This is a genomic window from Paraburkholderia sp. BL6669N2, from assembly GCF_003387275.1.
Lineage (GTDB): Bacteria > Pseudomonadota > Gammaproteobacteria > Burkholderiales > Burkholderiaceae > Paraburkholderia.
This window is the reverse complement of sequence record NZ_QUNA01000002.1, coordinates 3,545,159-3,565,619: the sequence shown is the minus strand read 5'-3', so window position 1 is coordinate 3,565,619 and position 20,461 is coordinate 3,545,159. Positions and strand designations below refer to the sequence as shown.

Annotated in this window: 25 protein-coding genes and 2 pseudogenes; 13 read left to right on the top strand and 14 right to left on the bottom strand. The window is 63.4% G+C overall.

Annotated elements, in window-relative coordinates; translation table 11 throughout:
- Window positions 1–75: 75 nt before the first annotated feature.
- Entirely contained in the window at window positions 76–1,290 is a 1,215-nt protein-coding gene (gene thrS / locus B0G80_RS38510) for a threonine--tRNA ligase (RefSeq protein ID WP_116123893.1), read from the bottom strand.
- Between the two features lie 366 nt (window positions 1,291–1,656).
- Between thrS and B0G80_RS38505 the strand changes: the two genes are divergently transcribed.
- The 3 genes from B0G80_RS38505 (at window position 1,657) to B0G80_RS38490 (ending at window position 3,611) form a co-directional block, all read left to right on the top strand.
- Window positions 1,657–2,142, top strand: a complete 486-nt coding sequence (locus B0G80_RS38505; protein WP_116122859.1) for a GNAT family N-acetyltransferase — start codon at window positions 1,657–1,659, stop codon at window positions 2,140–2,142.
- A 52-nt stretch (window positions 2,143–2,194) separates the two neighbouring features.
- Entirely contained in the window at window positions 2,195–2,524 is a 330-nt protein-coding gene (locus B0G80_RS38500; protein ID WP_116122858.1) for a low molecular weight protein tyrosine phosphatase family protein, read from the top strand.
- Between the two features lie 283 nt (window positions 2,525–2,807).
- Window positions 2,808–3,611, top strand: a complete 804-nt coding sequence (locus B0G80_RS38490; protein ID WP_116122857.1) for an aminoglycoside phosphotransferase family protein — start codon at window positions 2,808–2,810, stop codon at window positions 3,609–3,611.
- A gap of 67 nt (window positions 3,612–3,678) precedes the next feature.
- Here B0G80_RS38490 and B0G80_RS38485 read toward each other — a convergent pair whose 3' ends face one another.
- On the bottom strand, window positions 3,679–4,011 hold the full coding sequence (locus tag B0G80_RS38485) for a hypothetical protein (RefSeq protein WP_012428912.1): 333 nt from the start codon (window positions 4,009–4,011) through the stop codon (window positions 3,679–3,681).
- Between the two features lie 231 nt (window positions 4,012–4,242).
- The gene (locus B0G80_RS38480) at window positions 4,243–5,766 is read right to left on the bottom strand and encodes a PLP-dependent aminotransferase family protein (RefSeq protein WP_116122856.1); all 1,524 of its coding nucleotides are present in this window, start codon (window positions 5,764–5,766) and stop codon (window positions 4,243–4,245) included.
- Between the two features lie 131 nt (window positions 5,767–5,897).
- On the opposite strand from B0G80_RS38480, the gene B0G80_RS38475 reads away from it, so the two are divergent.
- Entirely contained in the window at window positions 5,898–6,638 is a 741-nt protein-coding gene (locus B0G80_RS38475) for a GNAT family N-acetyltransferase (RefSeq protein WP_116122855.1), read from the top strand.
- A 66-nt stretch (window positions 6,639–6,704) separates the two neighbouring features.
- Here the strand turns inward: B0G80_RS38475 and B0G80_RS38470 are convergent, their stop codons facing one another.
- Window positions 6,705–7,238, bottom strand: coding sequence for a GNAT family N-acetyltransferase (locus B0G80_RS38470; RefSeq protein WP_116122854.1), 534 nt, complete (start codon window positions 7,236–7,238; stop codon window positions 6,705–6,707).
- A 194-nt stretch (window positions 7,239–7,432) separates the two neighbouring features.
- Here B0G80_RS38470 and B0G80_RS38465 point away from each other — a divergent pair, with 194 nt between their 5' ends.
- Window positions 7,433–8,107, top strand: coding sequence for a VC0807 family protein (locus tag B0G80_RS38465; RefSeq protein WP_116123892.1), 675 nt, complete (start codon window positions 7,433–7,435; stop codon window positions 8,105–8,107).
- A gap of 9 nt (window positions 8,108–8,116) precedes the next feature.
- On the opposite strand, the pseudogene B0G80_RS38460 reads toward B0G80_RS38465, so the two are convergent.
- Window positions 8,117–8,464, bottom strand: a pseudogene (locus tag B0G80_RS38460) (LysR family substrate-binding domain-containing protein); the annotation flags it as partial.
- A gap of 76 nt (window positions 8,465–8,540) precedes the next feature.
- Between B0G80_RS38460 and B0G80_RS38455 the strand changes: the two are divergent.
- From B0G80_RS38455 to B0G80_RS38430, 6 genes and pseudogenes are all read left to right on the top strand, one after another.
- Entirely contained in the window at window positions 8,541–9,485 is a 945-nt protein-coding gene (locus B0G80_RS38455; protein WP_116122853.1) for an AEC family transporter, read from the top strand.
- Window positions 9,486–9,774: 289 nt separating this feature from the next.
- Window positions 9,775–10,740: a zinc-binding alcohol dehydrogenase family protein gene (locus B0G80_RS38450; RefSeq protein ID WP_116122852.1), complete on the top strand. Its 966-nt coding sequence runs from the start codon at window positions 9,775–9,777 to the stop codon at window positions 10,738–10,740.
- 19 nt (window positions 10,741–10,759) lie between these two features.
- Window positions 10,760–10,972 (top strand): DUF1427 family protein, encoded by a 213-nt coding sequence (locus B0G80_RS38445; RefSeq protein ID WP_116122851.1) that lies wholly within the window; start codon window positions 10,760–10,762, stop codon window positions 10,970–10,972.
- Between the two features lie 184 nt (window positions 10,973–11,156).
- Window positions 11,157–11,735 carry a DUF4337 domain-containing protein gene (locus tag B0G80_RS38440; protein WP_116122850.1) on the top strand — a complete coding sequence of 193 codons (579 nt, stop codon included), beginning with the start codon at window positions 11,157–11,159 and terminating at the stop codon, window positions 11,733–11,735.
- A gap of 56 nt (window positions 11,736–11,791) precedes the next feature.
- Window positions 11,792–11,881 (top strand): annotated as a pseudogene (locus tag B0G80_RS47905) (LysE family translocator); the annotation flags it as partial.
- Window positions 11,882–11,996: 115 nt separating this feature from the next.
- Window positions 11,997–12,686, top strand: a complete 690-nt coding sequence (locus tag B0G80_RS38430; protein ID WP_116122849.1) for a class I SAM-dependent methyltransferase — start codon at window positions 11,997–11,999, stop codon at window positions 12,684–12,686.
- Window positions 12,687–12,722: 36 nt separating this feature from the next.
- Here B0G80_RS38430 and B0G80_RS38425 read toward each other — a convergent pair whose 3' ends face one another.
- The 7 genes from B0G80_RS38425 to B0G80_RS38395 all read right to left on the bottom strand — a co-directional run bounded on the left by B0G80_RS38425 (window position 12,723) and on the right by B0G80_RS38395 (window position 18,036).
- On the bottom strand, window positions 12,723–13,997 hold the full coding sequence (locus tag B0G80_RS38425) for an RNA polymerase sigma factor (RefSeq protein WP_116122848.1): 1,275 nt from the start codon (window positions 13,995–13,997) through the stop codon (window positions 12,723–12,725).
- A gap of 4 nt (window positions 13,998–14,001) precedes the next feature.
- Window positions 14,002–14,409 carry a VOC family protein gene (locus tag B0G80_RS38420; RefSeq protein ID WP_116122847.1) on the bottom strand — a complete coding sequence of 136 codons (408 nt, stop codon included), beginning with the start codon at window positions 14,407–14,409 and terminating at the stop codon, window positions 14,002–14,004.
- Between the two features lie 149 nt (window positions 14,410–14,558).
- Complete coding sequence (locus B0G80_RS38415; RefSeq protein ID WP_116122846.1) at window positions 14,559–14,972, bottom strand: YciI family protein; 414 nt, start codon at window positions 14,970–14,972, stop codon at window positions 14,559–14,561.
- Between the two features lie 148 nt (window positions 14,973–15,120).
- The gene (locus tag B0G80_RS38410; RefSeq protein WP_116123891.1) at window positions 15,121–15,474 is read right to left on the bottom strand and encodes a YciI family protein; all 354 of its coding nucleotides are present in this window, start codon (window positions 15,472–15,474) and stop codon (window positions 15,121–15,123) included.
- 350 nt (window positions 15,475–15,824) lie between these two features.
- Window positions 15,825–16,298 (bottom strand): hypothetical protein, encoded by a 474-nt coding sequence (locus B0G80_RS38405; protein ID WP_116122845.1) that lies wholly within the window; start codon window positions 16,296–16,298, stop codon window positions 15,825–15,827.
- Window positions 16,299–17,335: 1,037 nt separating this feature from the next.
- The gene (locus B0G80_RS38400) at window positions 17,336–17,608 is read right to left on the bottom strand and encodes a DUF1488 domain-containing protein (protein ID WP_106279033.1); all 273 of its coding nucleotides are present in this window, start codon (window positions 17,606–17,608) and stop codon (window positions 17,336–17,338) included.
- 113 nt (window positions 17,609–17,721) lie between these two features.
- A complete protein-coding gene (locus B0G80_RS38395; RefSeq protein ID WP_147309976.1) occupies window positions 17,722–18,036 on the bottom strand; it encodes a hypothetical protein in 315 nt (104 codons plus the stop codon).
- Window positions 18,037–18,412: 376 nt separating this feature from the next.
- Between B0G80_RS38395 and B0G80_RS38390 the strand changes: the two genes are divergently transcribed.
- Window positions 18,413–18,886 (top strand): N-acetyltransferase, encoded by a 474-nt coding sequence (locus B0G80_RS38390; RefSeq protein WP_116122843.1) that lies wholly within the window; start codon window positions 18,413–18,415, stop codon window positions 18,884–18,886.
- Window positions 18,887–18,921: 35 nt separating this feature from the next.
- Entirely contained in the window at window positions 18,922–19,272 is a 351-nt protein-coding gene (locus tag B0G80_RS38385; protein ID WP_116122842.1) for a DOPA 4,5-dioxygenase family protein, read from the top strand.
- A 52-nt stretch (window positions 19,273–19,324) separates the two neighbouring features.
- Here B0G80_RS38385 and B0G80_RS38380 read toward each other — a convergent pair whose 3' ends face one another.
- Window positions 19,325–19,636 (bottom strand): high-potential iron-sulfur protein, encoded by a 312-nt coding sequence (locus B0G80_RS38380; RefSeq protein ID WP_116122841.1) that lies wholly within the window; start codon window positions 19,634–19,636, stop codon window positions 19,325–19,327.
- Window positions 19,637–19,685: 49 nt separating this feature from the next.
- Entirely contained in the window at window positions 19,686–20,375 is a 690-nt protein-coding gene (locus tag B0G80_RS38375) for a nitroreductase (protein ID WP_116122840.1), read from the bottom strand.
- Window positions 20,376–20,461: the final 86 nt, after the last annotated feature.

Genomic DNA, 20,461 nt, shown 5'->3' with positions numbered 1-20,461 from the left:
ATAACGCCGCGCCGTCCGCCGTCGAATCGACCGGCAAGAGGGCGCGACTTGAAACGCCCCCCGGCAACCGTCGCGTTAAACCTTTGGAGCCATCCCCGGTGGCTGCCCCGCCACCCTCAAATATTCGACGCCCTCGGCAAACGACAAATTCATTTGCCGCCCATCCCGCAGGCGAATACTAATCGTCCGATCCCGCTCATCGCGCGAGCCCACCACGACCAGAAGCGGCACCTGCTTCTCGCGCGCATCGAAGATCTTCTTCTCCGGCCGTTCGGGCCGGCTATCAGGCACTGCCCTGACACCCGCATCATCGAGCGCCTGCATGACCTCTTGCGCGTAAGCGCCATTCGCATCGCTAATCGTCGCAACCACCACCTGTTCAGGAGCCAGCCACATCGGCAACCATCCTTCGTGATGTTCGAGCAGCATCGCGATGAACCGCTCCATACTGCCGAGCACCGCGTGATGAATCATCACAGGCCGCTCACGCTCATTGCGCTCGTTGACGAACGCCGCGTCGAGCCGCTCGGGCAGCACGAAATCGAGCTGGATCGTGCCGCACTGCCAACTCCGCGCACGGCTGTCCATCAGATGAAATTCGAGTTTCGGCCCATAAAAAGCGCCCTCTCCTTCGAGCACGTCGAATTCAAGCCCAGCCGCACGCGCCGCGTTCGCCAACGCATCTTCCGCGCGATCCCACGTTTGATCGTCGCCCGCGCGCATAGCCGGCCGCGTCGCGAGCGCGACCTTGAACTCGGGAAAACCGAGATCCGCATAGACCGCACGCAACAATGCACAGAAGCGCCCGACTTCCGCCTCGATATGATCCTCCGTGCAGAAGACGTGCGCATCGTCCTGCACGAAAGCACGCGTGCGCTTCAGTCCTTCAAGCGAGCCCGACGGCTCATCGCGATGACACGCGCCGAACTCGCTGTACCGCACCGACAACTCGCGATAAGACCGCACGCGCTGATTGAACACCTGCACATGACAGGGACAACTCATCGGCTTCAGACACAGCGCGCGGCCTTCTTCCGCATCGGCCAACGAATACATCGCCGCGCCGAACTTCTCCCAATGCCCGCTCTTTTCCCACAGCGAGCGCGCCAGCAATTGCGGCGTGCGTATCTCGCGAAACCCCGCGCGACGCATGCGCGCACGCACATAATCTTCGAGCACGCGATACAGCTCCCAGCCGCGCGGATGCCAGAAAACCATGCCGGCGCCTTCTTCCTGTCGATGGAAGAGGTCGAGTTTGTTGCCGAGTACACGATGGTCGATATCGTTCACTGTCTTGCTCCATTGATCGGTTACCGCGAATGGATGCCGCAAACGGAGGTCCAGAAACGCCAAAGGCCCCGTCCGTTTCCGGCGAGGCCTTTGGTGGTTGCCACAGCGTCCTGCTTCTAGCGCGCGCAACCTCCAGACGACCCGCCTGTGAAGGTGGTCGTCGTGGTGGTGACGGCTGCGAAGGGAATCGAGTGGAAGTCCATGGATCGACGGTAAACGATTTTGTGACGCGACGTCAATCGCATTCTTGCCGCGCTCTGGTCAGAAGGGCATGTTAAACGCTACGATGCATGTCTGATCCGAAGCCCGTGCGTCTGCGCGAAACTTCGGTCTGCACCACTCAACCGATCAATCGAGCCTCTGACCTTGACTATCCATATCCGTGCCGCTCACGCCGCCGACGCAGCGTTGATTCTTCGCTTCATCACCGAACTCGCTATGTACGAAAAAGCAGAGCACGAAGTCGTCGCAACCGTTGACGACATCGAAGCGAGCCTGTTTTCCGCCGCTTCCAGCGCGAAGGCGCTGATCTGCGAGATGAACGGCGAGCCCATCGGCTTTTGCGTCTACTTCTTTTCGTATTCCACCTGGCTCGGCAAGCAGGGGCTTTATCTGGAAGACCTGTACGTGTCGCCGGCATCGCGTGGCAGCGGCGCGGGCAAACAGATGTTGCGTCACCTTGCACGCATTGCCTGCGACACCGGTTGCGGCCGCTTCGAATGGAGCGTGCTCGACTGGAACGAGCCGGCCATCGGCTTCTACGAATCGATCGGCGCGAGCGCGCAAAGCGAATGGGTACGGTATCGGTTAGCGGGAGACGCGCTGAAGAAGTTTGCGGAGGGCGACGCGTGAGTGATTCGTTTATTCGTGCCGCGGGCATAGCGACTTGGCGGCGATACCCACTGTGATACGTGCCTTGTTTGTCTGCAGCAAAAACCGCCTGCGCAGTCCAACTGCTGAGCAAGTGTTCAGCAGTTGGCCCGACGTCGAGACCGACTCGGCGGGTCTCGGTGCAGATGCCGACGTGCCGCTTTCTCCCGAGCAGGTTCGCTGGGCCGACATCGTCTTCGTAATGGAAAAGGCGCATCGCGCGCGGCTGTCGGCAAAATTCCGTGCGTGCCTGAACGGCAAGAAAGTCGTATGTCTCGACATTTCCGACGACTACGCATTCATGCAGCCGGAACTCGTTGCATTACTGGAATTGAAGGTGCGCAAGTTCCTTCGAAGCAAGTAGTGGCGCGCACTGGGCCCTTCTCACTCACTGGCCCCGCCATTCGCCACGGCGTCTACCTCGAACGCATCGCCCGTGGCAAAGAACGTTCCGCAGGCCACGCGTAGATCCCGCATCAAATGAATGGGAGCGATTGTAGCGTCGGGCTCGATACGCGCTGCGCACGCCATGTCGGGCCGATCCAGGCGAGAATGCAAGACCGTCTCATCCGTTGGAGGAGCCGTGCACATCGCCTGCCTGCATGCCGCTGACAGCAACGTCGCCGCGCTCGCGAACTGAAGCTCGAATGTTCACTGAATACATCGTCAAATGGGATTTGCAGCAGGACGGCGAGCCGATTCGCACACACAGCAGCCGGCTGCTGCCGGTGCGCCATCACGGCATTCCCGCGATGCTGAAAGTCGCGCAGGAACCTGAAGAGAAATTCGGCGCGCGGTTGATGGCGTGGTGGGACGGCGAAGGCGCGGCCCGCGTGCTCGCACACGATGCCGACGCCCTGCTGCTCGAGCGCGCGCAAAGCAGTCACGCGCTGGCGGACCTGGCACGCTCCGGCAATAGCGACGCCGACGACCACGCCACCGACATTCTCTGCGCCACCGCCGCACGCCTCCACGCGCCGCGAAACAAACCACTGCCCGAATTGATCGATTTACCGCGCTGGTTCGCAAGCCTGTGGCCGGCCGCGCAAAAATACGGCGGCTGGTTGCAGGACAGCGCAACCGTCGCGCAAGCCCTGCTCGCCGCGCCGCAAGACCCTGTGGTGTTGCACGGCGACATCCATCACGGCAACGTGCTCGATTTCGGCCTGCGCGGCTGGCTGGCGATCGACCCGAAAGGTCTCTACGGCGAACGCGGGTTCGACTACGCAAACATTTTCTGCAATCCGGACGAGGCGTCGGCGTTGCGACCGGGATGGTTCGAGCGTCGCGTCGAACGGGTCGCGCGGATAGCTGGACTCGATCGGCGCCGTCTGCTGCAGTGGATACTGGCGTGGTCCGGTTTGTCCGCGGCGTGGATTCTTGAGACGGGCGAGGCGCCCGACATCGATATGGAGATCGGCAGGCTGGCTGCCGAGGCGCTCAAAAGTTGAAGCGCTGAAGCGCGAGTAACGTCAGGCAAATCAGGGCGGCAACTCGTGAGCCGCCGCCCGGCGTGCATCAGTGCGGCGCTTTACCGTTGGGCACGGCGTCCAGTGGCTTGTGCTGTTCCTCGCCAAGCCCTGGGAAGAACGCGTTCCAGGCGGCACGCACGCCCTGGGCCGCGGTGGCCTCGGCGGCGATCGATTCGGCTTCGCCTTCGCCGGCTGTCGATGGATCGGCGGACAAGCCGCGCCAGTGGGTGAACACGAGCAACGGTTTCTCGGTCCATACGCCGTCGCCAAACTTCGCAAAGGCCGTGTCCCCGCTCGTCAACTGCACCTCATACCAGCCTTCACGAACGGGCGTGTGGGCCTCAAGCTCAAACCACGGGGTCGGTTCGATTTCCTTCATGTCGTCTCCGGTCGGATAGATCATCATAGATAACCACAACAAAGGCCTTTTTCATGCCGGCGCCAGGCGACGGCCCGGTAAGCGCGCTGGCAGCACCGCGTGTCACGCGATGTTGCGGTGCGGCGCGGGCGGCATGAGCTGCGGGCGATTCGTCGATGTCGCACATTCCGAAATCGCCGCGCATAACCGACACGATAGCGCGACATGGGCCACGCGGACAAACCCAAAAAGTTACGCGCGCGTCTTCGCGGCGGACGCGGGCGCCGGACGACGCTTCGGCTTGCCGTCCAACTCGGCCGCGAGCCCGGCCAGCACACGGATTGCGGGCGCCAGTCGTTCGGCCGGCGTACTGCCGTAACCGATCACGAGCCCATTCGTTTCGGCGCGCGGCTGTAACGCGAAACCGGACAGCGCGCGCGGATTGAGCCCTTGGGCGAGCGCACGTTCGGCGAGCGTCCGATCGTCGATGCGCGGCGGCAAACGCAGCGTCAGATGCATGCCGCAATTGCCGCCGAGAATCTGCGACGGTGCGAAATGCGTGGTCAGCGCGTCGCGCAACGCCTGCTGGCGCTCGCGGTACAGACGCCGCATGCGCCCGAGATGCCGCCCGAACTCGCCGCTTTCGATGAAATGCGCGAGCGCCAGTTGTTCGAGCCGATGCCCGCCACGCAGCATCTCCTGCACCGCGATGGCGGTGTGCGCGGCGATCGGGCGCGGCAGCACCACGAAGCCGATGCGCAGCGCGGGGAACATCGTTTTGCTGAACGAGCCGACGTACAACACCGGCGCGTCCTCGACCAGCCCTTGCATACTGGCGATCGGCTCGCCGGTGTGGCGGAACTCGCCGTCGTAATCGTCTTCGACCAGCCACGCGCCGCTGCGGCGCGCCTGGGCGATCAGCTCCAGACGACGCGCCACGGACAGCACCGACCCGGTCGGATATTGATGCGCAGGCGACGTGTAGATCAGCTTCGGCGGCTGCGTGCGCCATGCGTCGGATGGCACCGCCATGCCTTCCGCGTCGACGGGCATCGGCAGCGTGGTCAGGTCGCCCAGATTGAACGCGGCCTTCGCGCCGCGATAGCCGGGGTCCTCGACCCACGCGACATCGCCCGGATTGGTGAAAAGGCGAACGCACAGGTTCAGCGCCTCCTGCGCGCCCTCCGTGATCACCACCTGCGAGCCTTCGCAGCGCACGCCGCGCGCCATGCGCAAATGTGCGGCGATGGCGTCGCGCAACGCCGGCTCGCCAGCAGGCGTGCCGTAGCCGAGCGCGAGGGGCAACGCGCGCTCCATGGAGCGTTCGAGCGCGCGCCGCCACGCGGCCAACGGGAAACGGTCTAGGGCGGGCGTGCCGGGTGTCAGAGGCAAGGTGTTGTCGGCGTGGGTGCGCGTGGCCGCGAACTGCCCGACGCGGGCCGCGTAGGCCACATCCCTCGCGGCCGGCTGCGAGGGCGGCTCACCGCGTGCGGACGGGCTGGAGAGCGGGCTCACGCGCGTGCCCTTCTTGTCGGCGACCACATAACCCACTGCGGCCAGATGCTCGTACGCGATCACCACCGTGTTGCGCGACACGCCCATTTCCGCCGCGAGCAGGCGCGATGACGGCAGCAGCGATCCCGCCGGCAGACGGCCCGCGAGAATCGCCTGCTGCAGGCGCTCGAGCAATTGTTTTTGCAGCGGCTCGGGTTTTGCGCGGCCACCGGCGGCCACCGACGCAGCCGGACGGGTAAGCGGGCCAATGATCTCGATCATCGCGGCTGGACCTATCAAATGACGTTGACGTGGATCTTTTTAACATACCACGTTTGCCGTATCGTACTTCATCATCGACGATCATTCGTAACCGACAGCAACCTTCAACCTTCCTGCATGGGATCAACGATATGGAATCCAGACGCAACGCATTCGACCAGCCGATCGGCGCCCCCGTGCCGGGTTGGAACGGCGCCCAGGCTCCTGGCCGCGAGCCGCTGGCAGGCCGCTATTGCCGGATCGAACCGGTGGACGTGGAACGTCACGCCGCGGACCTTTACGACGCGTACAGCTCGGCCACAGACGGCCGCGACTGGACCTATCTGAGCGTCGGTCCGTTCGAGAGCCTCGCCGCCTATCGCGAGCATCTGACGCGCGCCGCCGCGTCCGCCGATCCGCTGCACCACGCGGTGATCGACCTGGCGACCGGCAAGGCGGTCGGCACGCTGGCGCTGATGCGGATCGACCGCGCCAACGGCGTGATCGAAGTCGGCCACGTCACGTATTCGCCGCGCCTGAAGCGCACGCGCGTCGCCACCGAAGCGATGTTTCTGCTGATGACGCAGGTGTTCGACAAACTCGGCTATCGGCGCTTCGAATGGAAGTGCGATTCGTTGAACGAGCCGTCACGCGCGGCGGCGTTGCGCTACGGCTTCACGTTCGAGGGAATCTTCCGCCAGGCGATCGTGTATCGCGAACGCAATCGCGACACTGCGTGGTTTTCGATCATCGACAGTGAATGGCCCACGCTGCGTCCGAGTTATACGCGATGGCTCGATACCGGCAATTTCGACGCGCAAGGGCAGCAGGTCGAACGGCTGGTGGATCTGATCGCACGCCAGCGGGCAACGGCGAGCCGCGACGCGCAGTGAGCCGAGCGTCGAGCCGGCCCGCATACAACGCTCGCTTGAGATAGTCGGCAACCGCGGCGCGCCGGCTCAAACCGTGTGGGCCGGCCGACGCAGCACGATGGTCGGCTTGCCTTTGTACGTGGTGCGAAGTTGCTCACGATACCCGCACTTATGAGCAACGCGCAGCGACGGCAGATTCTCCGGCGCGATGATGCAGGCTGTCTCGCCATCCGGCCACTGCTGGTCGGCCCACTCCAGCGCGGCGCGCACGGCTTCGGTCGCGTAGCCGCGGCCATGCACGGCCGGGTCCAGCGCCCAGCCGACTTCGGGTACCATCAATGACGGCTCGATCTCGCGATGGTAGTCGGCAAAGCCGACTTCGCCGAGAAACCGGCCGCTCTCCTTCTCCCGCACGACCCAATAGCCATAGTTCAGCATCGCCCAATGTCCGGCGTAGCGCAGCAGACGCGCCCAGACTTCTTCGCGCGTAAAGGGCTTGCCGCCGATATAGCGGATCACTTCGGGATCGGACCACATCGCGTAACTTTCGAGGAAATCGTCGCGCGTGTGGGGCCGCAGGATGAGGCGGGGGGTGGTGAGGAGCGGGGGAGCAAGCGACATTGCGTAGGAGCGGATAGTGGATGGAGTGGCTCGGCAATCAGCGGCTCGATGATCGCAGATTTTTTGCGCGCCAGGGACGTGGAAAAAATCCCGCCACGCACGCAGGCCGCAAAGCTATGGCATGCGAACAGACTTCGCCCTACACTCGCCGGGTATGCCCGTACATCCTTGCCACGCTCACCACCGCACCGTCGATGAAACTCCGCCTGCGCTACCTCACCGCGCTGATCGTGAACGTCGCCTTGCCCGTGCTCGCCTACCGGCTTGCGTTCCCGCACTGGGGCCAGCTTGGCGCGCTGGCCGCGTCGGCGCTGCCGCTGATTGCGTGGATGAATTGGGACCTTTTGCGCTATCGCCATTTCGATGCGCTCAGCGCGCAAGTGCTGGTCGGCATCGTGCTCTCGCTGCTGGCACTCAGCATCGGCTTTGGCGGCAATAAGCGAATGCGCGAGATCGCAGATCCGATGGTCTCCGGCATGATCGGCGTGTCGTTCCTGCTGTCGCTCGCGCTGCCCAAGCCGCTGGTGTTTTACCTCGCCCGCTCGACCATGTCGCGTGAGGATCATCGCAGCGTCGAGAGCTTCGAAAGGCATTGGCGCGAACGTCCCTCGCTCGTCGCTTACATCCGCTTGATGACGCTCGTGTGGGGCATCGGCATGACGGGCGAGAATATCTTGCGCAGTCTGATCGTCTGGCAATGGCCCGACGATCCGCGCTCGGTCATCGCCTCCAACGTGCTGAGGTACGGCGTCTATGCCGGTCTGACGGCCTGGACCTTCTGGTGCCGCCGGCTCATCAAGCGAGATGCGCTGCGTTATCCGGACGACACCGTGGAGCCGGCAAAGACAAACCACCTCGCCAGTTCATAAGCCCGGCCCTCACGCCAGTTCGAGAAAGCGCGCCAGACTCGGATTGCGATTCGCCGGCGACCACGCCAACACCTGCTCGATCAGCGGCGCATCGACCAGCGGCCGGAACACGACGCCCGCGAGTTGCGCGCGGCACATGGAAGCCGGTACCAACGCCACGCCTACCCCTTCGTCGACCAGACTTAGCACCGTCTGTTGCAACTGCACTTCTAAATGTATGTCGGGTTCGAAGCCGCCCGAGCGGCAATGCTCGAGCATCGTCGCGCGCAATGTCGGCGCGACTTCTTCGGACGCGAGCACGAACGGCTCACCGGCCAGTTGCGCGATCGTCAGACGCCGCGCGCGAGCCCGCGGATGAAAACAGGATTTGATTGTATCGCCGCTAACCACTACGCTGGCGAATCGCCATTCCTCCCCCCACCTTTGCGCGTCGATGTTAGCCACCCTCGAAATCCTGCTTCCCGTCTTCGGCCTGATTTTCGCGGGTTTCGCCTGCCGCCGGCGCAACGTGCTCGGACCCAACTCGGCGTCGGAGCTGAATCGCTTCGTGGTCTGGCTGGCGTTGCCGGCGCTGCTGTTCGACATCATGGCGCACGCCACGTGGCAGCAGCTCTATCAACCGGCGTTCGTCGCCACATTTTCGATTGCGTGCGTCAGCGTGTTCGGGCTGATTCTGGCGATGCGGTTGATGACCGGCCGGCATCTCGCCGATGCGAGCGTCGATGCGATCGCGGCTTCCTATCCGAATACCGGCTACATCGGCTTCCCGCTCGGCATGATCGCGTTCGGCTCGGCGAGCCTGACGCCGACCACGATCGCCACGATCCTCGTCGCCTGCGTGCTGTTCGCGGTTGCAATCGTGCTGATCGAAGTGGGTCTGCAGACCGAGCGCACGCCGCATAAGCTGGGTTTGAAAGTGCTGCGCTCTCTCGCGCGCAATCCGCTGATCGTGTCGCCGATTGCGGGGGTGCTGTTTGCCAGCCTCCATGTCGCGTTGCCGGCCAGCGCGGAGACCTTCCTGAAACTGCTGGGCGGCGCGGCGAGTCCGTGCGCGCTGGTGAGCCTCGGCCTGTTTCTCGCCGAAAAGCGCCCATCCGACGCTGGCGCACGAGGCATCTCCTGGCTGCTGACGGGCATCAAGCTGCTCGTGCAGCCGGCGCTGACCTGGTGGCTGGCGGCGCGCGTGTTCGGACTCTCGTCCACGCTGGTCGAAATGGCGGTCATCCTCGCCGCGTTGCCTACCGGCACCGGCCCGTTCATGCTCGCCGAGTTCTACGAACGTGAAGCGCACATCACCTCGCGGACGATCTTGCTGTCGACCGTGGGCTCGATCGTGACCCTTTCGCTGCTGCTGTTGTTGATGGGCCATCGCACCTGAGCGCATCCAGGCGAATCCCGAACGGCGGACCGGCACGCAAGCTGCACAGACTCGCGCCTCGCGCTATGCTTCGCGAACGAATGGCCCCGGTCCGCGACCTTCGCCGGCAATGCGCGAAGCCTGAACCGAGCCGCCGTGCCCGAAGTCCGCCCGCCCGTTCGTTCGCTCGCGCCGCAATATGCGCTCCGATTTTCTACAGTCTTTGTCTCAACGCCTGGGTGCCGGTCACCCAGACCAACGTTTAATCTACTGCGCAACGCAGCCCGGAATCCAATTGGAGCGACATACGATGAAAGCCATCCAGTTCAAATCTTTTGGCGGCCCTGAAGTGCTCGACTACGTCGATCTGCCGACCCCGCAAGCCGATGCCAACAACGTCGTCGTGCAGATCAAGGCGGCATCGGTGAATCCGAGCGACGTCAAGAACGTCTCCGGGCATTTCGAACACACGGTGCTGCCGCGCACGCCGGGCCGCGACTTTAGCGGCGTGGTGGTGGACGGCCCGCAGGCCTGGCTCGGTGCTGAAGTGTGGGGCACCGGCGGCGACATCGGCTTCACGCGCGATGGCACTCACGCCGAGTTCATCAAGGTGCCGCTCGCGGCACTCGCACGCAAACCCAAAACGCTGAGCCACGCGGAAGCCTCCGCGATCGGCGTGAACTTCGTGGTCGCCTGGCTCGGCACAGTCGAGTACGCGCATCTGCAAGCGGGTGAAACTATCGCCGTGATCGGCGCGGGTGGCGGCGTGGGCGGCGCGGTGGTACAGATCGCCAAGGCGCGCGGCGCCCGCGTGATCGCCGTCGACCGTCATCCGCTCGACGCGGACACGCCGGCGGGCCGCCTGATCGATGACTACGTGCCGTTCGATGAAAACGTCACGGACCGCTTGAGAGCGCTCACCGACGGCGCGGGTGCGAACGTGGTGTACGACACAGTCGGCGGTGTGGCATTCGAGACCGCGTTGAGCCTCGTCAAACGTCGTGGCCGCGTGCTCGAAATCAGCGGCACGGGCAAGCGCCGCGTCGAATTCGATCTGATCGACTTCTATCACAACGAGACGCAATTGCTGGGAGTGGACAGCGCGAAGCTCGGCGTCGCGGAATCGGCGCCGTTGATGACGGCGCTGGTGGAGGGCTTCGAAACCGGCAAGCTGACCGGGCCGGCCATCGCGCAGACGTTCCCGCTCGAACGCGCTCGCGAAGCCTACGAGGCCGTGGCCGCCGGCACACGCGGCCGGGTCGTCATCACCATGTAATCGCCATTGCGGCCGGCGGATGTGGCAGCCCGCCTCTCATCTGGATACAACAGTCACGAAAGCGCATTTGATCTCGCTGCCTGCCGGCGTGCTGTTCGGCCGCCTCTACAGCGTGATGGACGCGAAGTCGCCCGCGCCGCCGACCGTCGCGCGGGTCGGGCTGCGCGGCATGCCAGGCGGCGAACATATGATTCCGTTGGTGCGGACCAGGCCGGCGTCGAGCATGCATTGACACGCATCTTTGCCGGCGCGCTTCTCTCGGGCTGAATCGCGTGGAGTCGTCGAATAAAACGCCGACGCGGCCCCGCTTCTCAAAGGCGCCTTTTCCGCCACCCTGCGTCACACGCTAAGATTGAGCCCGACGGGCCCGTACGTCGCCCGCGGGTGACAGGAAAAGCTTTGCCTCGGAGAATCAGATGCCTGAAGAATATGAAGTGCATGGTCCGCACGACCATGCCGTGGAACATGCCGGTCATCACGACGCGGATCCGTTTGCGAGCCGCATGGCCGTGATCACCGCCATTCTCGCGACGATCGGCGCGCTGTGCGCGTACCAGAGTGGCAACAGCGAAAATCTCGCGCTGTACTACAAGAACGAAGCCGCGATCAAAAAGACCGAAGCGTCGAACCAGTGGAACTACTACCAGGCGAAGGGCGAGAAGGAAAATCTCGCCGACCTCGGCGCGGCGCTGTCCGCCGGCAACACGGACGCGCATGCGAAATTCCTCGCCGACGTCGACAAATACAAGCAGCAGAAAGAGCCGATCCGCGCGAAGGCGGAAGCGCTCGAAAAGGAAGTCGTCGATAACGACACGCATAGCGAAGCGTTGCTGCATGGCCATCATCGCTGGGCACAAGCCACCACGCTGATTCAGGTGGCGATCGCCCTGTGCGCGATCACTTTGCTGACGCGCAAGAAATGGCTGCGCAATCTCTCGTTCGTGGTGGCGGGCGCGGGCGTGATCACCGGCGCGTTGGCGCTTTTCTCGGCTTGATGGGTGAAGCGCCGTGCGGCGATAGTGCGCCGCGCCGCGCGAATGAAGAGTACGGCGTGGTTGATGGATCCGCGGTTCCAGGCGTTTTCTCTGTATAGGTGGCCGGCGTGGTGATTCCCGGCCCGAACTTCGTTGCGGTCGCGCATGGGTATTAAAGAGATACCCACGGCGTGGCTTCATGACATAAATTGAGGAGGACGTACCATACGCGCGTCTGCGGCGAACATTGCAAGCGGCGCGACCTGTCATGGAGGTCCCGCTGTGAGAGAAACAACTGGTCCGTCAGGCGACGTGACAGCCGATCTCGAGGAAAGCATTCTTTTGGCGCAGCTCAGCTGTCCTGCGGGCAAGATCGGCGTAGCGGTCGGCGCTATGTTGGAGCGATCGAATCACGCCGTCATCATGACGTCATTCGATCTGCTCGACCTGCACACGAACGAGCGAGTGCTCGAAGTCGGCCTCGGCAACGGCGGCCACATCGCCTTCGTGCTCGATCAAGCCGAGAGACTGCGCTTCACCGGCATCGATATATCGCCGACCATGATCGCCGCCGCTCGCAGCCGCAACGCGGCTTTTGTGCGCGACGGCCGGGTCAGGCTCGAAACCGCCGACGTCGTTGCCATGCCGTTCTCCGCCGCCTCGTTTGACAAAGCGGTGACGAGCAACAGCACGTATTTCTGGCCAGACCTGCCGGCCGGCCTCAAGGAAATTCGCCGCGTGTTACGTGTGGAGGGCACGCTGGTCATCGCGGCCATCACACCAGAGGCGGCAATCGAAATGCCATTTGCCGAGTACGGTTTCACCGTGCATGACGCAGCGGCACTCGAAGCCGCGTGCCTGGCTGCGGGATTCGATCGGATCGGCATTACGCGCTACCTCGAACCGCTCAGCGATCCGCCGCAAGAGCATGGCCCGCGCGAGTTTTATCTGCTGCGGGCATGCGCCGTCTGACACGAGGGCGTACGTCGGAGCGATACGTGGCAAGGCTCAATGCGCGATACCGTGTGCGCGTTCGAGCAACAACTCGCGCTCGCGCGCATTGCGCGTCATCCCGGCGGCGCGTTCGAATTCGGCACGCGCTTCTTCCACACGTCCCAACTTCGCCAGCAGATCGCCGCGCACGCTCGGCAGCCAGTGATAGTTCGCCAGCGCGGCGTCACTCGCTAGCGCATCGACGATCTCCAGGCCGGCCGCCGGACCGAACGCCATGCCGACCGCCACCGCGCGGTTCAACTCGACCACCGGCGACGGCGCCACCTGCGCAAGCGCGTCATACAACGCGACAATCTGCACCCAGTCGGTATCGCTCGCCCGACGCGCACGGGCGTGACATGCGGCGAGCGCCGCCTGCAGCGCATATGGGCCGCTCGCGCCGCCTAGCGCATGCGCGCTGTTGAGCGCGGCCAGCCCGCGACGGATCAGCAGCGGATCCCAGCGGCTGCGATCCTGATCGAGCAGCAGCACCGGGCGCCCTTGCGCATCCGTGCGCGCATGCGTGCGCGAGGCCTGAATCTCCATGAGCGCGACGAGGCCGTGCACTTCGCTTTCGTCGGGCACCAGACCGCTCAGCACGCGGCCGAGCCGCAGCGCTTCCTCGCAGAGCGCCGGACGCATCCAGTCGTCGCCGGCCGTGGCCGAATAGCCTTCGTTGAAAATCAGATAGATGACCTGCAGCACCGAGGCGAGCCGCGGCGCCCGTGCGTCGGCCTGCGGCACCTCGAACGGCACCTTGGCCGCCGAGAGCGTGCGCTTGGCCCGCACGATACGCTGCGCGACGGTCGGCTCCGGCACCAGAAACGCGCGCGCGATTTCGTCCGTGGTGAGGCCGCCGAGCAGACGCAGGGTAAGCGCGACGCGCGCGTCGGTCGACAACACCGGGTGGCACGCGGTGAACACGAGCCGCAGCAGGTCGTCGCCGATATCGTCGGCGCGGGCGGCATCGAGGGCATCGACGAAATCGGGCACGAGGTGCGCCTCCAGCGCGTCGAGATCGTGGCCCAGCTCCTGACGCTTGCGGGCATGCAGCGCTTCCTGCCGCAAGCGGTCGAGCGCACGGTTCTTTGCGGTCGCCATCAGCCATGCTCCCGGGTTGTCGGGCACGCCCGCGTCGGGCCAATGTTCGAGCGCGGCCACCAGCGCGTCCTGCGCCAATTCCTCGGCGAGCCCGACGTCGCGCACGATCCGCGCGACGTGGGCGATGACCTTGGCGGACTCGATCCGCCAGACTGCCTCGATGGCACGGTGAGTGGCCGCCGTGGTCACGGCTTCAGCCCCTCGCCCTGGCATTCGGGTCCATGTAGATGAGCTCCCAGATGTGGCCGTCGATATCCTCGAAGCCGTGCCCATACATGAAGCCGTAGTCCTGCGGCGCGCGCGGTACGGTGCCGCCGGCGGCGAGCGCCTTGGCAACCAGCGCATCCACCTCCGCCCGGCTTTCGCACGACAACCCCACCAGCGCTTCCGTGCTCTCCTTCGGATCGCACAGCGACTTGCGAGTGAACGACTTGAACAGGCCCTTGACCAGCAGCATCGCGTAGATGTTATCGCCGAGAATCAGACAGGCCGCCTGTTCGTTCGTGAATTGCGGTTCGAAGCTCAAACCAATCGCGCTGAAGAAGGCTTTCGACCGTTCGAGATTATCGACCGCGAGATTGACGTAGATCTGCTTATGCATGACGGAATCCAATGATCGTTGTGGACAGGGCGCGCCGCATCGACGATCTCCATGCGTGCCTTGCGTCGCTCGATGCGAAAGCCGTAGCGCCGTGAGCATGATGAATCCCTTCGATAAAGCCGGCGCGGCGCGCGCTTTGCGTTTGAGCTTCAGCGCTTGCCGGCTTCCAGTTCGCGGAGCCGGTCCGACTCCGGGCCGGCTTCGAAGTCGTCGAATTCGAACAATTGACGCACTTCGATTTCGCCGTCCGCCTGCTCGCCGGAGGGCGCCGGAAAGCGCCGCGCCCATTCCATGGCTTCCTCACGCGAGCGAACCTGGATCAGCGTGTAGCCGGCAATCAGTTCCGTGGTTTCTGGAAACGGCCCGTCGACCACCGAGCGCTTGCCGCCGCTGTAGCGAACGCGCCAGCCTTTCGAACTCGGTTGCAGGCCGGTGGCGTCGAGCAGCACGCCGGCTTTGGCCAGTTCTTCGTGGTACGCGCCCATCGCGGCCATCAGGGACGCTTCCGGCATCTCGCCGGCTTCGCTGGCAACGGTGGCTTTGACGAGGATCATGAATCGCATCGCCGTGACTCCTTATCGTTGTGAGAGGAAGAGCCGCGCCCGTGGCTGGCTTCTTACTCACACGACGAGCAACACGCGGCCGGATCGACACCTTTGCCGATCCGCCAGGGAAAACCCCAAGACCACATGCTGTCGATGCGCGAATCGGCTAGAGGAAACAAGGTCCGAGCTTGCGGACTTCGACCGTGCACCACGTTGCGGCCGGGCAGGCTTGGGCAATCGCCAAGGCTTCTTCACGCGTTTCGCAATTGAGGAGGAAGAACCCGCCGACCATTTCCTTGGCTTCGGCGAACGGGCCGTCGAGCAGTTTCGGCTGACCGTCGCGCACCTGCACGCGCACGGCGTCGTTCAAGGAGGTGAGCGATTCGACGGCGACCAGTTTGCCGCGTTCTTTCAGATCGGAGGCGAAGCGGACCATCTGATCGTAGACTTCGCGGCCCGCGGCTTCACCGCGTTCAATCCGTTGATTCGGGGGCTCGACAATGAGCAGCATATAAGACATGGCGTCTCCGATTTTGATCGCGCCGCGGATGTGAACGCCCCGGAGGCGTATGAACGCAAAACGCGCGTGCGGTGGGCTGGCGAGAGGCAGTCTAACAAGCATGAAAGCCTCCGGCAAACCTGATCCGGCGCCGATGCCGCGGCAATTGGGCGTCTTACGGAGACTCGTAAATTCCGCACGTCATTGGGAAATTTCTATTGGGCAGCGCGATAACGCTACATTGAAGCATTTCGACGGCATAACGATTAGCGCCTTGCCTTGGTCTCTCGACACGACAGAATAAAAAAACGCCCCGTGGGGCGTTGGCGTTTCATTTGCGCGTATGAGAAAGGAGAAACGCGTGCGGCGGCTTACACCGTAGCTTCAGCAATCGCCTGCACCTGCGCGGACCTCATCAACCCTTCGATCATTCGCGCTTCCGCGCTCGCGATCTCGCTCAGCGATGCCACGGACAGTTGTCCGTCGAGAATCGCCAACGCCGTGCACAAGCGGGCGTATTCGCCGTCTTGCAGTGCCCACGCGCCTTCGTCGTGTTCGCGCATATCGAGCTGAACCATCGCGGCATGTGCGCTCTCGATGTCGGACAGAACGTCTTCGCCGAGGCCAAGGCGCGCAAGTTCTTGCGACACCAGCAAATGCCGGCTCAACGTCATATGCAGATTCCGCGAGCCGTGGCCGTGCCGGAATGCGTCGAGGGCGGTATAGCACTGCAACAGCATCGCCGACGTAACCGGCTCATGAGCGGTGCGGCTATAGGTCAGCGCGCGCAACAACGGGGACATCGCCGACTGGTTGTGCTTGCGGACTCGCGATTTATTGGACATATCGGTTCAACCTCCTTCTCTAACTCTCGGCTTCGCCACCGAATTCTTCTGCTCCGGTGGCAAACACCGCCGATACGCCGGCGGCTTGACAGGCCCTGATGTGAGTCTGTGAAGCCATCATGGCAAGCAACTATTAAGACAGACTTAAACGACTTCAAGTCTATTCGTATGCAGCATCTCACACTACGCCACCGGCCGGTTGCTCGATTCCGCCAAAAGCGTGGCGCGCAGCGCAACGTTGAAATATCGGTTCGAACTTGCCAATTGCAAGTCGCGTGGCGTGTCACGACGAAAAAAAACCCTGTTCCCGCGAGGGAACAGGGTCTGACAGGATGGAACAGTCGTACTCGCGCGTGGATGCTCGCCGACCTATACCCACCGCAAACTCGCAAAGCTGTTGTTACTTGAACTGCATCTGCTAAAACCGTGCTGCTTGAACTACCACGACAAATAAAACCGTGCTGCCGATACTGCTGCTGCAAAAAACATTCGTTTCGGAACTGCTCACTGCAATTACAGCCGGGTCCTTCGCCTTCAACATCGCCTGACTGCAACCCCCTGCTGATTCACGCGCAAACTACATGGATCGCGCGCTTTTTGCATTGCTTCTACTACCTACTGCTTTACTGCCCTGCCGCGCTCGACAAGCGCGGCAAACTGCCATCAACGGTACGGTTCAAAACAACGCGGGGGGAAGACCGCGTCGATGGGGCTCGGTGATTTGTCGCTCCATGGAAAACAGTGTATTCCGGCGAGTGCGAATGCAATTGGGCGAAGCGAAGGGATTTGGCAGGCCAGTTTGGCGAATCGCTGTAACAGGCCGGTTTCGTCAGAGGTGAGCGCCGCGCAGCACACGCTGCGACAGCGGAATATGCGGTTATCGACTGAGCGGGCTCTTTGTCGACGAACTTGACCGCACAGCCGAAAAACGCGTCGATCGGAACCGCAATGACGCGAGCGACGGCACTGCCGCCGTCACCGTCGCTGGCTGATCTTCTTTGAGCATGTGGGCCTGCAAGACGCGCGGCGTGATCCCGTCAACCGCGCGCGGCGAAATCGCTGATCGTCAGCAGCACTTTTTCGCCCGGACGCGCCAGCAGTTTTCTTTCCGCCACGGCCGTGATGCGTTTGCGGCCGTCAGCGAACGTCTTCAGCACGCGTTCCTCGCCGGCGTCGCGTTGCAACCAGAAATGCTGTTCCAGGGCCTCACGCGTAACGGCGCATTCGAGGTCCCGGCCTCGCGTCGAAAGCTGGAAAATCACCGCGCGTCCGTCCGCCGAGACGCTTGGTTCAAACTCGATAATCTCCATGGCCCACCTCGCAAAGTTCGTTAAACCGCTCGCCGTGTTGAACGAACGACACCGAAAAAATCTGAATACAGATGCGAAACACGCGTCGAGTTCTTTCGACCGATCAATGAACGCTATCGCTCCACGGCGGCGTTCACTGTGCGTTCGACCACCGTCGAATGGACTGAAGCGGGCGCGCCCGGCCAGCGCGGACGTTTCGCGCGGAACTCGTGCAGCAACGCATTCAACCCCTCGGTCATGGCTTGCGTGCCGCGCCACGCGCCTCGCGACGCGGACGACAGCGCGAACCAGGAATGCGGCGGCCGAAGCTCGTGACACATACCGCGCGCATCGGCAAAGCGCAGACAGCCGGTATCGGGATAAAAGACGAGCGTGATCGCGTCGGCGTCGACGCCGTGCGTGACCGTATGTGGTTTCGTATTCAGCATTTTCGTTGTCATGCCAGTTGGCGTCGTTCCTCGGCGGTTCGACGTTCGAACCCGCACGCGCCAGCAATTCGCGAGTGAGGCAAAAGCAAAGCGCATGCCAACGGACGCCAAACGCGTCGCACGAACCGTGGCGAGCGCGACGCGAACAGCCGGCAACGTGCCGCCAGTAAGCCGCAAACGCCGACCGCGCCTGAAACGACGCACGCGGCACCGCACGAATCCGTCGCAGCGCGGACGCCGCGACGACGGCGTCCGCGTGACCGGGGAATAGCGAACTCGAGAGGCGCAAACATAGCTGCGTGGTAAAAAAGCGCTGCCGGCGCGACAATTCACGACCATTCTTACTGGCCGCCGGCTCGCCGGAAACGTTACCAACATGTCCGTTAAGGAACCTGTCTTCACCCTGCGCCCCGCACTGAATTCAGACGAGGCCTTTCTATTCGAGCTGCGCAAGGCGACCATGACGGAGCATCTCGTGCGCGTCGGCGAGCCGTCCGACGACACCGAGCATCGCGCGCGTCTGCTGCATCGGTATGACACAGCGCGCGTGATTTGCATCGACGGCGCGCCCGCCGGTTTGCTTAAAGCGTATCGCACCGACACCGAGTGGGTCGTCGTGCAATTGCAGATCGCGCCGGCGCTGCAGCGGCGCGGTATCGGCGAACGCGCGCTGCACACGGTGTTGCGCGCCGCGCAGGCCGACGCGTTGCCGGTCACCCTCAAGGTGCTCAAAGGCAATCCCGCACAGCGCCTGTACGAGCGCCTCGGCTTCGAGATCGTCGGCGAAGATGAGAGACAGTTTCACATGAGGCGCGCGCCGCGCGCGTCGGCGGAAATTGAAGCAGAATGAATGTCGGATAAAGACTGACACGCACCGGACCGGTTATGACCTTTCGCGACACCTCCGCCATCACGAGTTGGCACGCCCACGTGTATTTCGACGCGGGCAGCCGCGACGCCGCATGGACTTTCCGCGAGCAGATCGACGCACGCTGGGGCGACGCACTGCAACTGGGCCGCTTTCACGAACGCCCGGTTGGACCGCATCCCATGTGGTCGTATCAGCTCGCGTTCACGCAGGCTCAGTTCGCCGACGTGGTCGGCTGGCTCACTCTGAATCACGGCGCGCTGGATATCTTCCTGCACCCCAATACGGGCGATGCGTTACGCGATCATCGCGACGCCGCCGTATGGATCGGCCATTCGCACGAACTGGTGCTGAGCGCGTTGAATTGACTGCTGTGAATGCGGCGGGCGGCGAACCGGATCGCGCGCCGCCTCTTGCCGTTCACATATTCGAGTACGAACTGCACCAGCCGAGCGCCGCGACCTGCTTGTCGCCGAACAGCGTGCACCCGCCGTATGCGTCGTTGGCTTTGCCCTGGAACAGCGAGCAGTTGGCACAGCTTTGTCCGGCGGCGTAGCCCGGAAACTTCGCTTTGTCGACCTTGGACGCGTCCTCTTTGTAGCCGACGGCTTGCGCCTTCGGATCGGATTCGCTGAGTCTGTTCGCGGTGTCGGCGAAGGCGGCGCGCGTGAGCATGAGCGCTGAGCCCGCGCTCACACCGAGCAGCAGAAAATGGCGACGCGATGTTTTCATATGGGTCCGATGGAAAGTGGGGACTTGCCTCGATCGCGATCAAGCGCCGTCAATCGAGAAATCGCGTGAACCGTTCAACGGGTTCGCGCTCGCTGCGTAACGTGTTGACCAAAGCGTTTTCGTCGGCGAAACCGAGCGACATGCCGCACACCAGTTGCTCTTCAGGCGACAAACCGAGCTGCTCCGCAATCACCCGATGAAACGGCGTGAACGCGGCCTGCGGACACGTATCGAGACCCCGCCCGCGCGCGGCCGTCATGATTGCCTGCAGGAACATGCCGTAGTCGAGCCAGCTGCCGCGCTCCATCACCCGGTCGATCGTGAAGAACAAGCCCACCGGCGCGCCGAAGAAGCGATAGTTCCGTGCATGCTGCTCGTGCATGCGCGCCTTGTCGCCCTTTTCGATGCCAAGCAAGCCATACAGATCCCAGCCGATCTTGCGGCGCCGGTCGATGTACGGCGACACCCACCGATTCGGATAGTACGGATACTCTTCCTGGTACAGCGCGTCGCGTTGCGGGTGGTCGTAAGCGTCGAGCAAGGCCTGCGAGAGACGCGCCAGCGACTCGCCCGTCACGACGCAGACCTTCCACGGCTGCGTATTGGTGCCCGACGGCGCGCGGCTGGCGGCTTCGAGAATGGCTTCGATATCGGCGCGCAGCACCGGCGTGGGCAGAAAGGCGCGAATCGAGCGCCGCGTAACGAGTGCGGCGTCGACGTCGTTGGCGGGAGTGGTCATCGGCGAATTCCGGTGGCACCAGCAGTTGTGGCGGTCTCTGGGAATTCTAGCGCGAGCACGTACTTTCGCGCTGGCGCGCCGGCAAT

What these genes read in the sequence shown, in the direction of transcription:
- B0G80_RS38490 (WP_116122857.1), top strand. Translation starts at nt 2,808, where the DNA reads ATGTTCACTGAATACATCGTCAAATGGGATTTGCAGCAGGACGGCGAG.
- B0G80_RS38485 (WP_012428912.1), bottom strand. Translation starts at nt 4,011, where the DNA reads ATGAAGGAAATCGAACCGACCCCGTGGTTTGAGCTTGAGGCCCACACG.
- B0G80_RS38480 (WP_116122856.1), bottom strand. Translation starts at nt 5,766, where the DNA reads ATGATCGAGATCATTGGCCCGCTTACCCGTCCGGCTGCGTCGGTGGCC.
- B0G80_RS38475 (WP_116122855.1), top strand. Translation starts at nt 5,898, where the DNA reads ATGGAATCCAGACGCAACGCATTCGACCAGCCGATCGGCGCCCCCGTG.
- B0G80_RS38470 (WP_116122854.1), bottom strand. Translation starts at nt 7,238, where the DNA reads ATGTCGCTTGCTCCCCCGCTCCTCACCACCCCCCGCCTCATCCTGCGG.
- B0G80_RS38465 (WP_116123892.1), top strand. Translation starts at nt 7,433, where the DNA reads ATGAAACTCCGCCTGCGCTACCTCACCGCGCTGATCGTGAACGTCGCC.
- B0G80_RS38455 (WP_116122853.1), top strand. Translation starts at nt 8,541, where the DNA reads ATGTTAGCCACCCTCGAAATCCTGCTTCCCGTCTTCGGCCTGATTTTC.
- B0G80_RS38450 (WP_116122852.1), top strand. Translation starts at nt 9,775, where the DNA reads ATGAAAGCCATCCAGTTCAAATCTTTTGGCGGCCCTGAAGTGCTCGAC.
- B0G80_RS38445 (WP_116122851.1), top strand. Translation starts at nt 10,760, where the DNA reads ATGTGGCAGCCCGCCTCTCATCTGGATACAACAGTCACGAAAGCGCAT.
- B0G80_RS38440 (WP_116122850.1), top strand. Translation starts at nt 11,157, where the DNA reads ATGCCTGAAGAATATGAAGTGCATGGTCCGCACGACCATGCCGTGGAA.
- B0G80_RS38420 (WP_116122847.1), bottom strand. Translation starts at nt 14,409, where the DNA reads ATGCATAAGCAGATCTACGTCAATCTCGCGGTCGATAATCTCGAACGG.
- B0G80_RS38415 (WP_116122846.1), bottom strand. Translation starts at nt 14,972, where the DNA reads ATGCGATTCATGATCCTCGTCAAAGCCACCGTTGCCAGCGAAGCCGGC.
- B0G80_RS38410 (WP_116123891.1), bottom strand. Translation starts at nt 15,474, where the DNA reads ATGTCTTATATGCTGCTCATTGTCGAGCCCCCGAATCAACGGATTGAA.
- B0G80_RS38405 (WP_116122845.1), bottom strand. Translation starts at nt 16,298, where the DNA reads ATGTCCAATAAATCGCGAGTCCGCAAGCACAACCAGTCGGCGATGTCC.
- B0G80_RS38400 (WP_106279033.1), bottom strand. Translation starts at nt 17,608, where the DNA reads ATGGAGATTATCGAGTTTGAACCAAGCGTCTCGGCGGACGGACGCGCG.
- B0G80_RS38395 (WP_147309976.1), bottom strand. Translation starts at nt 18,036, where the DNA reads ATGCTGAATACGAAACCACATACGGTCACGCACGGCGTCGACGCCGAC.
- B0G80_RS38390 (WP_116122843.1), top strand. Translation starts at nt 18,413, where the DNA reads ATGTCCGTTAAGGAACCTGTCTTCACCCTGCGCCCCGCACTGAATTCA.
- B0G80_RS38385 (WP_116122842.1), top strand. Translation starts at nt 18,922, where the DNA reads ATGACCTTTCGCGACACCTCCGCCATCACGAGTTGGCACGCCCACGTG.
- B0G80_RS38380 (WP_116122841.1), bottom strand. Translation starts at nt 19,636, where the DNA reads ATGAAAACATCGCGTCGCCATTTTCTGCTGCTCGGTGTGAGCGCGGGC.
- B0G80_RS38375 (WP_116122840.1), bottom strand. Translation starts at nt 20,375, where the DNA reads ATGACCACTCCCGCCAACGACGTCGACGCCGCACTCGTTACGCGGCGC.